We start from the raw sequence: 12,956 nt of genomic DNA, 5'->3' as shown, positions 1-12,956 counted from the left end.
TGCTCAACATTCCAAGGGAGAAAACTCTTGCTCATGAATGGACTGAATCAAATCAAAGCCTGAACGTCCACCCCTTCCGCACGAAATCGTGGACGGCCTCCTAGTGCTCAGATCGTGGGCCATTTTCCAGCCTCTCCGTATGGAGTGATGAAGAATGATGGTCCGCTCGCACTTCTCCATACGCTCCATATGATCGGCGGGTCGTGCTGCACATGGGCGGCTGGCGGCCAGGAGCGAAGCCTCGGCAATGCCAAAGTCGCGGTAGCAATAGATCGCCTGGCGCCAGACATGGATGGATCGATGTCCCGAATGCTGCCAGTTCTCCGCGCTCCAAGCGGCGTTCTGGCTGGTGGATGGATCGGCAACGGTGCCGACAGCAGATGCAACCGTTTCAGATGCTACCGTTGATCAGTTTGAGAATCGGTCAGGAATCTCCATGTCCATATCGGCGCGCTCAAGAATGCATCGAGCGCGTCACCGCATCAAGGTCGCGATCTCTTAGGTCAGCGAATACCAGCCTCGTTACCAAACAGAACTCGTCGATTTCAGTCGCTAAAGTTCATTATCGTCGGGAACTTTGCACCCCACTACAGGTTTGAAGCCCGCGCTGCCGCCCCTGCGACGGCGCCTGAACGCTCGTCTTAACGGATGAGCATCAGATACCACTGGCGCCATAAAGGAGGACATCATGGCTAGCACAAAGACACTCGACGATTTGTTTCTCGACACGTTGAAGGACATCTATTTCGCGGAAAAGCAGATTCTGAAAGCTTTGCCGAAGATGGCGCGTGCCGCCGACTCCGAAGAAGGCAAGGCAGGCTTTCTCCAACACCGCGACGAAACCCAAGGGCAGATCGATCGCCTCGAGCAGGTGTTCGAACTGCTCGGCAAGCCGGCCCGCGGCAAGACCTGCGAGGCTATCCAGGGGATTATCGCCGAAGGCGAGGAGATCATGGAGGAATTCAAGGGTTCTCCGGCCCTCGACGCCGGCTTGATCTCGTCGGCGCAGGCGGTCGAGCACTATGAAATCGCCCGTTACGGCACTCTAATCGCCTGGGCCGAGCAGCTTGGTCTCAATAACGCGGTACCGCTGTTGCAGGCGAACCTGGCCGAGGAAGAAGCCACCGACAAAAAGCTGACGCAACTCGCCAAGGCTCAGGCAAACGCCAAAGGCAAAGGCAAGGCCGCCTAAGTCTGTTGTCAAAGGGCCGTCCTAACGGGCGGCCCTTTTCTTATTTGGCATCCTTTCAACATCGCAAGGAAAATCAGATGGCCAAGCAAACTACGAAAGCCACGACCACATCTTCTGTCAACGACACGGTAACCATTCATGACCAGCAGCTCCATCGCGGCGCCGGCGGGGAGCTTCACCAGATCGCTGAGGACGGGCAAGACATCCTTACGACCGCCCAGGGTGGTCCTGTTGGCGACGACCAGAACACGTTGAGGGTGGGTGCTCGCGGTCCGGCGCTGATCGACGACTTTCATTTCCGGGAAAAGATCTTCCACTTCGACCACGAGCGCATTCCCGAGCGCGTTGTGCATGCGCGTGGCTATGGCGCCCACGGTTTCTTCGAAACCTACGAATCGCTGTCGGATATCACGCGCGCCGATGTATTCCAGCGGCCGGGCGAGAAGACGCCGGTCTTCGTGCGGTTCTCAACCGTCGCCGGCAACAAGGGATCTGCCGATCTCGCCCGCGACGTCCGAGGGTTCGCCGTTAAGATGTATACCCAAGAAGGCAACTGGGATCTGGTCGGCAACAACATTCCGGTCTTCTTCATCCAGGACGCGATCAAGTTTCCAGACATGGTCCATGCCGCCAAGCAGGAGCCGGACCGCGCCTTTCCGCAGGCACAGACCGCGCACGACAACTTCTGGGACTTCATCAGCCTGACGCCCGAAAGCATGCACATGGTGATGTGGATCATGTCGGACCGGACAATCCCGCGCTCCTTCCGCTTTATGGAAGGATTTGGCGTTCACACGTTTCGCTTCGTCAATGCTAGCGAGGAATCCACCTTCGTCAAATTCCACTGGAGGCCCAAGCTCGGTCTGCAGTCGGTCGCCTGGAATGAGGCCGTCAAAATCAACGGCGCAGATCCCGATTTCCACCGCCGCGATCTCTGGCAGTCGATCCAGTCTGGTAACTTCCCGGAATGGGAACTCTGCGTACAGCTGTTTGACCAGGATTTCGCCGACAGCTTCGATTTCGACGTCCTCGATCCGACCAAGATCATTCCAGAAGAAGTGCTTCCGGTTCGTCCGATTGGTCGTCTTGTGCTCGATCGCATGCCCGTTAATTTTTTCGCCGAGACCGAGCAGGTCGCCTTCATGACCCAAAACGTCCCGCCGGGCATCGATTTCTCGAACGATCCTCTGCTGCAGGGTCGGAATTTCTCCTACCTTGATACACAGCTGAAGCGACTAGGCGGACCGAACTTCACGCATTTGCCGATCAACGCGCCGAAGTGTCCCTTCGCGCACTTTCAGCAGGATGGCCATATGGCCATGCGCAACCCCGTCGGACGGGTCAACTACCAGCCCAACTCCTTCGGCGAAGGGCCACGGGAGTCTCCGGCGCGCGGCTATCGCCACTTCCCTGCCGAGGAACAGGGGCAGAAGGTTCGCATGCGTCCAGAAAGTTTTGCCGACCACTACAGCCAGGCGCGGCAATTCTACATCAGCCAGACGGGAGCCGAGCAACGCCATATCGCCATGGCGCTGACCTTCGAGCTTAGTAGGGTCGAAACCGCTGTGATCCGGGAGCGGATGGTGTCGCATCTGATGAATATCGATGAGACGCTGGCTACCACCGTGGCGCAAAAACTCGGCTTCCAATCGATGCCGAAGCCGGCCGACGCCGCAATGCCCACCCGACAGGATCTGGAGCCTTCGCCGGCGCTGAGCATCATCGAACGAGGTCCAAAACGCTTCGAGGGTCGCAAGCTCGGGATCCTCGTTGCCGACGGCGCCGATGCAAATCTGCTTAAGGCCCTGATTGCAGCTGTGACAAAGGAAAAGGCGGTCTTCGAGATTATCGCACCGAAAGTCGGCGGCGTGACCGCGGCAGACGGAAGCTTCATTGAGGCGCAGTATATGATTGACGGCGGCCCTTCTGTATTGTTCGACGCCGTCGTGCTCCTGACGTCTCATCAGTCGATTGACGACCTCGTCAAGGAAGCGGCAGCACGGGACTTCGTGGCCGACGCGTTCCAGCATTGCAAGTATATTGGTTGCGACCAGTCGGCGTTGCCGCTTCTGGACAAGGCGGGTATCGGCGGCGCCCTCGATGAAGGCACGATTACATTATCGAGCGCGAAGGACGTTGCAGCTTTCGTCGCGGAGCTTGGCAAGTTGCGGGTGTGGGGTCGCGAGCCTTCCATAAAGCTCGGCAAGGCCTCACCGCCAATCGCGTGATATTTAGGGCGCGGAGAAATCCGCGCCCCTAAAATCTGGACTCGAGCGCCGTACAACGCTTCCCGACATACAGGCCACCTCGCATCAACTGCGGACTAGGAAAGTTTGAAATATCCGCTGAAAATCAATCTTATTGCTGTTTGCTTAAAGCTTGGCTTATCACCGACCAGTGCGAGCATGGAACCCTTGATCGATCGCGCAGACCGGGCGGTGAGGTCTAGCCGAGATCATGACCGAGCGAATGGCTGACAAAGGGCTCGAATTGCATTTCATTGATGATCCCGATGGCCGTGATCCTCCTGGCGTGCCTAGCATCCATGATGTCCCAAAGCTCGGTTCCTAACCCGGCGCACCTCAATCATGCGCACTCGTTCGGCCGACTACGATCTTAATTATCTCGAAGATCCCTCTGGAACTTTTACCCGCTGTCACTGTTCGTCAGCGCCAAAATCACCGGAAAGGAAAACCATAGCAGAGCAGACTTTGGACGACCTGTTCCTTAATATGCTGAAGGACATCTATTATGCCGAAAAGCCCATCCTGAAAGCACTGCCGAAGATGGCACGCGCCTCGTAGTCGGAAGAAGGCAAGGCGGCGTTCTTCAAGCACAAGGAACAAACCGAGGGCCAGAGAGCGCCTGCAACAGGTGTTTGAATTTATTGGCAAGCCGGCCCGCGGCAAGACCTTCGAGGCCATTCGGGCATCATTGCCGAAGGCGAAGAGATCGTGGAGGAGTTCAGGGGCTCGGTCGCTCTGGACGCTGGCCTGATCGCTTCAGCCCAGGCTGCAGGCCGCGCACCTTCATCACCCGATAAACGCGTTTGGCATTCGGCCATAGGAGGTTCTCGCTGCGCGCTTTACGGCGTAAGATCGCATGAACCCGGCGATATCCATAGGTCGGCATCTCGGAGATGATCGCTTTGATTTCATCGATGAGATCATCATCGGCGAGCGGCGGCCGACCACGGGCTTTGGAGGGACGCTGTTTCACACGCTGAGCCATGTTTGACCGGGCAACACCAAAAGTCTCGCNGAGATCATCATCGGCGAGCGGCGGCCGACCACGGGCTTTGGAGGGACGCTGTTTCACACGCTGAGCCATGTTTGACCGGGCAACACCAAAAGTCTCGCACACAGCCGTCATCGGGAACTTCCCTTCGGCAATGACAGCGAGCGCAACAGACGTTTTTTTGGGCCGGTGGCGATCTCAAGCGGCTCTCTGAGAATCTCGCCTTCCATCGTCTTCTTGCCGAGCAGGCGCTGCAACTCTTTGACCTGGTGCTGAAGGGCACGGTATTCGGACGCCGGAACGACATCTTCCTCGGCAGCAGTTGCCGTCAGAGCCCCTTGAGTGGCAAGCTTACGCGAGGTGAATAACTGGTTCGGCTGAATGCCGTAGCGGCGAGCAACAATGCTCACCGTAGCGTCCGACTCACATGGCGATCCCGTCCGGAAAAGCCCTTGCTGCTGCCTGATGAACAACCCTGTCCGGACCATGGACCCCTTGCTCACATTCCGCCTAGCAAACAGCGTCAAGTGTTGTGATGAGCGGCGATGGGTCTGGCGGCTTTGGCCTGCCCGATCTGGCTCGGCAACAGGGCTTCAGATTTGAACGTGATCGACAAACGCAACATAACCCATTTCAGTCGCTCCATTATCACGTCGCAACCGCGGCCCTCTCGCCTGCAACATCGCCGAGCTGTCCGCAAACCCTCTGCTCCTACAAGATTTTCCGAAGGTTAAAGGGGAAGTTGACGCATTAAGCCCGTTGGAAGCGTGGTGTCACTCGGTGTGTCAGTCCCCCTTTAACAAATCAGGTGATCGTCAGCAATTAGCACACACAACCTTTCTTGCAAGAACCTACGTGCTGGCGTTACCTCACCAAACAGCTTAGCGTCCGCCTGATCGACGAGGACAAGGCTTGTTGAGGTCAATTTCCCTGCAAGGAACTTTCGGTCGACATCAAAGTTCGATCCCGTCGCTAAAGTTGGGAAATTCCGATGCCAAAAAACACTATTTTCCTCGCGCTTGTTTTTGCCATGATACAATCATCTGTCTTGGCCCACGAAAGCCTGTCCCCACAGGACTTTGCGCGAGAAGCCGCCATCTCTAACACTTTCGAGCTCGAGGCAGCCCAACTTGCTGTTGAGCGCGCCAATGATCCTCGAGCCGTGTCATTTGCGAAAGATATGGTTCGTGACCATGGCAGGGCAGCCACAGACTTGGCGGAAGCGGCGAAAACGGATGCTGTTCGTTTCACGTCTCAACTCGATGAACGGCGAAAAAAGCAACTCGACGCGTTGGTCGGCGCGGCAGAAACCGATTTCGACCAGGCATATTTCTCTACTCAGGTCACGGCCCATGAAGAGACAGTCACCTTGTTCGATACCTTTGCAAAAAGCGGCAACGCCGGGGCTCTGAAAACATTCGCGCAGAAGACACTCGGGACGTTGCACATGCACAATGTTCGGGTTCATGACCTAACGGATCAGGAATAGCTTTAAAACGCCGTCACGCCGCCTCGCGCGCATTGAGGCGGGTGGAGCTTGAAGAATCGCAAGCGTTTGATCTGAGCCGGCAGCACAGGGAGTCGAAGATGCGGAAGAGCACAATGTTGCTAATCGCTTTCACTGTTCTGGTCGTTGGGCGCCTAATCTCTCAGCAGCTTCTTCACCCCGATCCATTTAGGGACGATCGCCAACCGAAAACGTCGGAATAGCTGACGACCAATAGACGTCGATCGGTCGTACGCGCCCATACCGCTGCGAGAGATGCTGAAGGCAGGACGGATACAATGATCCCTAACCGGAAGGAACGTCATGCGTGTCAGGTTTACCCTAATCGCCCTGCCCTTGGCAGCAATCGTTGGTCTTGGCAGCCTATGGATGCTCACGACAGCTCGCCCCCCGTTTGGCCTCAGCAATCCGTTCCCCCTTATGGCTGGTGACACCGAGCGCGGGCGCCAGGTCTTCAATGCGGCTCATTGCGCGTCTTGTCACGCAACGCCTGGGCAGCCAGATCGCCTGAAACTCGGCGGCGGCCTTGCACTCGCCTCGCCCTTCGGCACTTTTCGACCGCCAAACATCTCTCCGGATCCCGTCGACGGGATTGGGCGCTGGGGCGTTTCCGACCTGGCGAATGCACTTGTAGCAGGAGTGTCGCCCGACCGGCGTCATTATTATCCGGCTTTTCCCTATACAAGCTACACCGGCATGACCGCCGCTGACATCAGCGACCTGTTCGCATATTTGAAGACCTTGCCAGCGGTCTCTGGACGGGCTCCACCGCACCATCCCAATATTTTGTTCGCGATCCGCAGATCCGTCGGGTTATGGAAACTACTCTTCTTTGATCCATCACAGCCGAAGCTGAGGAGCAACGTTGAAACTGTTGGTATCGATCGGGGCCGGTATCTCGTCGAAGCGCTGTCGCATTGTGCCGAGTGTCATTCGACCCGTGATGTTTTCGGAGCCATCAAGTCGAGCGCGCGGTTCGCCGGCGGAATCGATCCGCAGGGTACGGGCTTCGTTCCGAACATCACCCCGGTGGGGATCGGCGGTTGGACTGAATCCCAAATTGTTAGAATGCTGGAGACGGGTGACACACCCAATCACGGACGCGTCGGCTCGTCGATGGCCGATGTTGTCAGCAATACCGCGATGTTGTCCGACGATGACCGCAAAGCGATTGCCCAATACATCAAATCCCTGCCCGCGCGTCCGACCCCTGAACCATGATTCAGCGCTGGTACAGGTATGCGGCGACATCCCTCGCCTCGGCCTCGGTAATCCCCGTGATTGGCATCGCGGTGTTCGGAGAGAATCTTTGTGGAGCAACGATCCACTCAACCATATGATCGGACGAATTGGTGAGCACACCACCAATATAAACACGGCCTGAAAGTCCGGAAAGAGGTCCTCCCACCTGGCCGTCCGCGCCTGGTACGCCTGGGATCGTATGACATCCGGAGCACCCGAATTTTCGCAAGAGCGGCAATGCCCGTGAGGCGCCACCGTTTGTCAAAGCCTGCGCAATTCCGGTTCGCTCCTGACGATCGGCAATCATGCCGGCAACCACAAAGACGGTGACAGCCGCAAACAGGCCTGCAGATAACGATAAAAGCAACGTCAGCCGGGTTGCAGCCTTCAGGTCAGACATGGCTCAAATCCCGCGAGCCAGACGCTTTGATCCAAAGGGCCAACATGATCAGCGCCGCGCCCGCATAGACCGTTCCGGCCGGCACCCACATCAGCATGCCGGCAAGCTGCTGGTCCTCCAGAGGCGTCAGTCCCCATGCCCGCGCGTCCGCGGTCTGGGCGAGGTAAAGAACCCTTGGGGCAAGCGCCATCAGGGCTCCGAGAATACCGGTGTGTAGCATCGTCACTAACAGGTGCCATGCGGCGGCCCCATGGCTGCAGCGCCAAAAAATCGACCACCAGAACAGCAGGGCGGTGATCAGGAAACTCAGATGCTGCAGGCGATGCAGGCTGATATCGGTGACGGAGGCATCGAACAGCCAAGGCAGATGCCAGGCCCAGATCGCTACCCCGTGCAGCAACGTGGCGTTTAACCCACGGGTCGACCAGTCCCAGATCCTGCGCATCGCTGCGCTCTTCATCGCGGCACCAGCAATGTGACGCCCGCGCCTCGGCAGGGCCCAAACAAAGGTTGACACCGGACGCGATAAGGCAAGCAGAGGGGCAGACACGGCGATGATCACTTCGTGCTCGATCATGTGGAAGGTGAAGAGGTGCTCGCCCAGCCAATGGAGGGGCGATGTCAGCGCCGCAGCAAGCGTCGCCCATCCACTTATAAAAAATCCGAGCCGCGAAGCGAAAGCGCCGTTGCCATGTGCTACGCGGCGCACCATCTTCACCGATCCCATGCCATAGGCAATCGCCATGATCGCGAGAGGTGCGACGATCCAGGGGTCGAAGGTCCAGGTTGCTCCGTCGGAATGCGCGTCTGTGCCATGGGCCGACGCGGGGCTCATCGCCATGACGAACATGAGGACAATGATCATCTCTCGCATGGGCTTATCAGCAAAGCTGCTGCTCCCTGTAGGAAGACGGCAAAACTAAACAGCAGGCCTCCACACCACCAGAGGATCCCGAATTGGCTCTCTTGATACCCGTCTTTCGATTGCGACGACCTTGCTCCGGCACCCACCGCAGATAGGGAAACGATCACGGCCAAGATGCTGGCAGACAGGGTCAAAGCCGTGTTGCGATTGCAATCGACCGAGGGCAAGATCTGCCCCAGTTGCGTGGTCACACCCCAGAGGCCGACGGGAACGAGCAAAGCGGCATATTGGACGATCCCAGTTTTCATAGCCGCGGAACCCAGTAGATGCAGACGTAGATCGGGATCCAGGTGGCGACCACGAAATTCCAATACATCGCGTTGTCGCTGACATCTCCGAAGCGTCGCAGATTATCGCCGTGATGGGTGAACATCAGGCAGGTGAGAACGAGGGTCTCGACAAGGTCGGTCAGGATGTGAGTCGTGTGCAGTCCGAGCAGCAGCCACACCACCGATCCATAGGCATTTTGGTCCCACTGGATATGCATGGCCGGAAACTCAAAGATCCGGACGACAAGCGGTGCAATCCCGAAGAACGACATGAAGATTAGACCAATACGCACCTTGAACATATCCCGCTGCTTGGCCCACCGGGAGACGAGGAGGTTGGGAACGAGGCTTGCCGCCAGGAGAGCGGTCATGCCTGTCCCGGCGCCCAAGTCGGGCGGTTCGACCCCGATTGGCCAGACCGGCGCGAGGCTCATGAGATAAAGATAAATCACGATAGCCAGTGCGAACCCGGTGCCCTCTATGAGCATAAAGGCAAGCGTACCCCACCATGCAGGGCTCGCGCTGCCGTCGCAATGTCCCGTCAGATCGGAAACGTCCAGAACTACGACCTCTTTCACGATTCGTCCTCCGGTTCGCCCTTGGGCCAGAACCACCCCGTCAACGCTATGGCGACCGGGATTGAACCCCAAACGACCGCCCACGGTGTAAAGATCGACCAGATCAGTACGATGGTGGTGGCGATTGCCGACCAGAAGGGCCAGACCGAGTGACCTGGTGAAGACTCGCGGGCTTCTGGCGACGCATTGACCACCCCCGTGACCAATAATTCACGTCGATCGACCCGCAAACCGCTTGCAACGGTCAGGACTTCGCTGTCAGTCCAGAGTGGCCTGCTGTCGCTAACCACTGGGATGCGCTGAAAATTATAGCACGGCGGAGGTGACGCGGTCGACCATTCGAGCGTCGATGCCCGCCAGGGATTGGCTCCGGCGGACTGGCCGTGACGTGCGCTTCGAATGACATCAATAAAAAACAGCAGGAAACCGGCCGTCAAGATCAAGGCGCTCAGACTGATGAACATGTTCAACCCGGCCCAGGGCATCTCGGGTTGGTAGGTGTAGATCCTTCGCGGCATGCCTTGCACGCCCAGAATGTGCATCGGAAAGAAGGTCAGGTTGAAGCCAACGACAATCAAGCCGAAGACCCACCTCCCCAGCCGCTCGCTCATCATCCGGCCTGTGAACTTCGGGAACCAGTAGTAGATTGCGCCGAGCAGCGGAAACAGGGCGCCCCCGACCAGGACATAGTGGAAATGGGCGACGACGAAATAGGTGTCATGAACTTGGGTATCGAACGGAACCGAGGCGACCATGACCCCGGTCAGTCCACCGATCACGAAGGTAAAGATGAAGCCGAGGACGAACAGGAACGGCGTTTTGAAGATCGGACGGCCCCACCAGATCGTCGCGAGCCAGCAGAAGATCTGCAGGCCGGCGGGAAGCGCGATCGCCATGCTGGATGCTGTAAAGAAACTCTCGCCGAGCCGAGGCAGGCCGGCGACGAACATGTGATGCACCCAGAGCCCGAACGCCAGCACTCCCGTGGTAATCAGAGCCATGACCATCGCCAGATATCCGAAGACGGGCCGCTGCGTGAAGGTCGCGACAATTGTCGAGACCATGCCGACGGCTGGCAGGAAAATGATGTAGACCTCTGGATGGCCAAAGAACCAGAACAGATGCTGCCACAACAACACGTCACCGCCCTCAGCGGGATTGAAGAAGTGTGTGCCGACCAGTCGGTCGAGGATGAGCGAGGTGCTGGCGATCATGACGGCCGGCATGGCAAGTATGACGAGGAAGGATGTGACCAGCATCGACCAGACAAACAGTGGGATGCGATTGAGCGACATGCCGGGAGCCCGCTGTTTGAAGATGGTGACAACTAGTTCCAGCGAAACCGCTAGGGCGGAGATTTCGGTAAAGGTAATCATCTGCGCCCAGATGTCCGCCCTTTTTCCGGTCCCGTATTGCGGGCCAGCCAGTGGCAGATAGGCAAACCAGCCGACATCGGGACCGGTGTCGATTGCAAAAGCCACCCAAAGCAGGATCCCTCCGGCCAGAAACATCCAGTAGGAAAAAGCGTTCAGTCGTGGAAAGGCGATATTGCGGGTGCCAACCATTATAGGAACGAGATAGATCGCCATCGCCTCCATTACCGGCACGGCGAACAGGAACATCATGTTCGTCCCATGCATTGTAAAAATCTGATTGTAACGATCGGGACCGATGAAGCGGGCTTCCGGCTGGGATAGCTGCAGCCGCATGGCAAGCGACAGGAAACCGCCGAGGGCTAGAAACACGAAAGCCGTGACGATGTAGCGCCGACCGATAACTTTGTGATCGACATTTGACAACGCGCCCCAAAAACCGCCCGGCGAGCCCCATGTCGCGTTCAGATGTCGCTCAAGCTCTGCCTCGGTAAGTTGGCTGTCCCGGGTATCCCGATCTGGACTAATAGCGTTCATTTGAGACTGTCCATGTAACGGGAAATCTGGCGCAGTTCGTTGCTTGTGAGTGGTACCATCGGCATGTTGTTGCCGGGTTTGAGTGTTTGAGGGTCGGCAATCCAGGCTGCGAGCGAGCCTGGGGTCGTCTCAAGGAGCCCGGCGCCGATGGTCTGGCGGCTCCCGACGTGGGTCAGGTCGGGGCCGGTTGTTCCCGTGGAGGACCTGCCTCGGACAGTATGGCAAGCGGCACAAGGCTTGGCCAAGAACACTTTTTCGCCGGCCGACGCTTCAGCGTTCATGGTTTGTGATTGGTCTTTTCGCTGCGAGGCGAGCCATCGCGCATAGGACGCCTCGTCGTCGGCCACGACCAAGATTCCCATATGGCTGTGCTGCAGGCCGCAAAACTCGGCGCATTGGCCGCGGTAGATCCCGGGCCGCTCGGCGCGAATGAGCAGGGTATTGCTACGGCCGGGAACGAGGTCCTGTTTTCCGGCAAGACTTGGGACCCAGAAGGAATGGATGACATCGACGCTTTCCAGCTGCAGGCGCACGTCCCGTCCGACAGGAATATGGATCTCGTTGGCAGTTTCGAATTCCAGCGCCGGGTCCCGGTTTGGATACCGGATGCGCCACCACCATTGCTCGCCCTTGACGGCGATCGTGATAGCTTCGCCATGGCTCCCGTCGATCGCGCGCGTCGTGTAAAAACTTGCGATTGTCAGTCCAGTGATGATAACGGCGGTCGCCACCACCGCGCAAGACACCACGATCTTCGTCCAAGGACCGTCCGGTTGGGTTGAAGCATCCCCGGTGCGTGACCTCACCAACGCGTAAATTAGCGCAACGATGACGAGCAGCCACACAAATCCGCAGATCCAGACAAACGTTGTCATCAGGCCCTTGAGATGGATCGCTGGCGCGCCGTCCACATCGAGCGCTGATTGCGAACCGCTGCAGCCCGCAACGCTCGTCAGGACAAACAGAATGAAAAATGCGACCGCTCTCATGGGTTCGGTCCCTGGTCGGGATGAACACGGGTCGGGACTGGCTCAAACAGGATCGCAGCGGGTGCACGGTTTTCAGCGGGGCGGGTTTGCCTTGCATCGTTGCGGCCAGGCGCTGCGACCTTGGCCTGATAGGCTCCAATTGACTGCACATATCCTGCCAGCTGCCAGATCTGCTCGATCGGGATCTTGTCCTTGTAAGATGGCATGCCATGCGGCCGCCCGTCGCGGATGGACGATATAATCGACACCATTTCCGGCCCATACAGCCACCAGCCGTCGAGAAATGAGGGTCCCTTCCCACCCTGACCATCCCCGTGACAAGTGGCGCATCCGAACCAGGAGTACAGACGTTTACCTTGGGCAAGGTTATAGGAAGCGTTTTCATAGGGCTGGCCGAGAGCAAAATCGACATCCGGCGGCGCGCCGCTGATCCCGTTTGGCATGAGTCGGATCTTTTCCAGCTCCGAGGTGACGGCAGGGTCCTGGCGCAATTTCAGGGGTTCCCCGATGTAGCCAAGGAGAGCAGCTAATCCCATGCACGATAGGAAAGCCACAAGGATGCCGAGCCAGTGACGCGTTTTATTGACCGGTTGAGCGAAAGTGAAACGCTGGGCGCCCGGTCCAGAAACGCCAACAAGCGCGCGACTGCCAACCATCGGATTTAGTGTCGAGATTTTCAAAGCTATTGTGGCGGCAAGAGTTGCAGC

Annotated in this window: 10 protein-coding genes and 3 pseudogenes; 5 read left to right on the top strand and 8 right to left on the bottom strand. The window is 57.9% G+C overall.

The window, feature by feature from the left end; translation table 11 throughout:
• Positions 1 to 688 precede the first annotated feature (688 nt).
• From ASC96_RS18025 to ASC96_RS33920, 3 genes and pseudogenes are all read left to right on the top strand, one after another.
• Positions 689 to 1,192 carry a ferritin-like domain-containing protein gene (locus tag ASC96_RS18025; RefSeq protein ID WP_060504510.1) on the top strand — a complete coding sequence of 168 codons (504 nt, stop codon included), beginning with the start codon at positions 689 to 691 and terminating at the stop codon, positions 1,190 to 1,192.
• Positions 1,193 to 1,269: 77 nt separating this feature from the next.
• Positions 1,270 to 3,420: a catalase C gene (catE, locus tag ASC96_RS18020; protein WP_060504509.1), complete on the top strand. Its 2,151-nt coding sequence runs from the start codon at positions 1,270 to 1,272 to the stop codon at positions 3,418 to 3,420.
• Between the two features lie 468 nt (positions 3,421 to 3,888).
• Positions 3,889 to 4,206: pseudogene (locus tag ASC96_RS33920) on the top strand (DUF892 family protein); the annotation flags it as partial.
• 10 nt (positions 4,207 to 4,216) lie between these two features.
• Here the strand turns inward: ASC96_RS33920 and ASC96_RS33915 are convergent.
• Both ASC96_RS33915 and ASC96_RS33910 read right to left on the bottom strand, forming a co-directional pair.
• Positions 4,217 to 4,452: pseudogene (locus ASC96_RS33915) on the bottom strand (IS3 family transposase); the annotation flags it as partial.
• Position 4,453: 1 nt separating this feature from the next.
• A pseudogene (locus tag ASC96_RS33910) lies at positions 4,454 to 4,854 on the bottom strand (transposase); the annotation flags it as partial.
• A 566-nt stretch (positions 4,855 to 5,420) separates the two neighbouring features.
• On the opposite strand from ASC96_RS33910, the gene ASC96_RS18005 reads away from it, so the two are divergent.
• Positions 5,421 to 5,918 (top strand): DUF4142 domain-containing protein, encoded by a 498-nt coding sequence (locus tag ASC96_RS18005; RefSeq protein ID WP_060504508.1) that lies wholly within the window; start codon positions 5,421 to 5,423, stop codon positions 5,916 to 5,918.
• 387 nt (positions 5,919 to 6,305) lie between these two features.
• Complete coding sequence (locus tag ASC96_RS17995) at positions 6,306 to 7,157, top strand: cytochrome c (RefSeq protein WP_244482157.1); 852 nt, start codon at positions 6,306 to 6,308, stop codon at positions 7,155 to 7,157.
• A 1-nt stretch (position 7,158) separates the two neighbouring features.
• Here ASC96_RS17995 and ASC96_RS17990 read toward each other — a convergent pair whose 3' ends face one another.
• From ASC96_RS17990 to ASC96_RS17960, 6 genes are all read right to left on the bottom strand, one after another.
• A complete protein-coding gene (locus ASC96_RS17990) occupies positions 7,159 to 7,485 on the bottom strand; it encodes a c-type cytochrome (RefSeq protein ID WP_244482155.1) in 327 nt (108 codons plus the stop codon).
• Between the two features lie 85 nt (positions 7,486 to 7,570).
• Entirely contained in the window at positions 7,571 to 8,428 is an 858-nt protein-coding gene (locus ASC96_RS17985) for a cytochrome c oxidase assembly protein (protein ID WP_244482150.1), read from the bottom strand.
• Positions 8,429 to 8,747: 319 nt separating this feature from the next.
• A complete protein-coding gene (locus ASC96_RS17975; RefSeq protein ID WP_060504502.1) occupies positions 8,748 to 9,350 on the bottom strand; it encodes a cytochrome C oxidase subunit III in 603 nt (200 codons plus the stop codon).
• Positions 9,347 to 11,260, bottom strand: coding sequence for a cytochrome c oxidase subunit I (gene ctaD, locus ASC96_RS17970; RefSeq protein WP_060504501.1), 1,914 nt, complete (start codon positions 11,258 to 11,260; stop codon positions 9,347 to 9,349). Before ctaD ends, ASC96_RS17975 begins: the two co-directional genes overlap by 4 nt.
• Positions 11,257 to 12,249: a cytochrome c oxidase subunit II gene (coxB, locus tag ASC96_RS17965; protein WP_060504500.1), complete on the bottom strand. Its 993-nt coding sequence runs from the start codon at positions 12,247 to 12,249 to the stop codon at positions 11,257 to 11,259. The genes ctaD and coxB overlap by 4 nt, the downstream gene beginning before the upstream one ends.
• Positions 12,246 to 12,785, bottom strand: coding sequence for a c-type cytochrome (locus ASC96_RS17960; RefSeq protein WP_060504516.1), 540 nt, complete (start codon positions 12,783 to 12,785; stop codon positions 12,246 to 12,248). The genes coxB and ASC96_RS17960 overlap by 4 nt, the downstream gene beginning before the upstream one ends.
• Positions 12,786 to 12,956 lie beyond the last annotated feature (171 nt).

The organism is Rhizobium sp. Root1204, assembly GCF_001424965.1.
Lineage (GTDB): Bacteria > Pseudomonadota > Alphaproteobacteria > Rhizobiales > Rhizobiaceae > Pararhizobium.
This window is presented reverse-complemented; position numbering and strand designations above follow the sequence as displayed.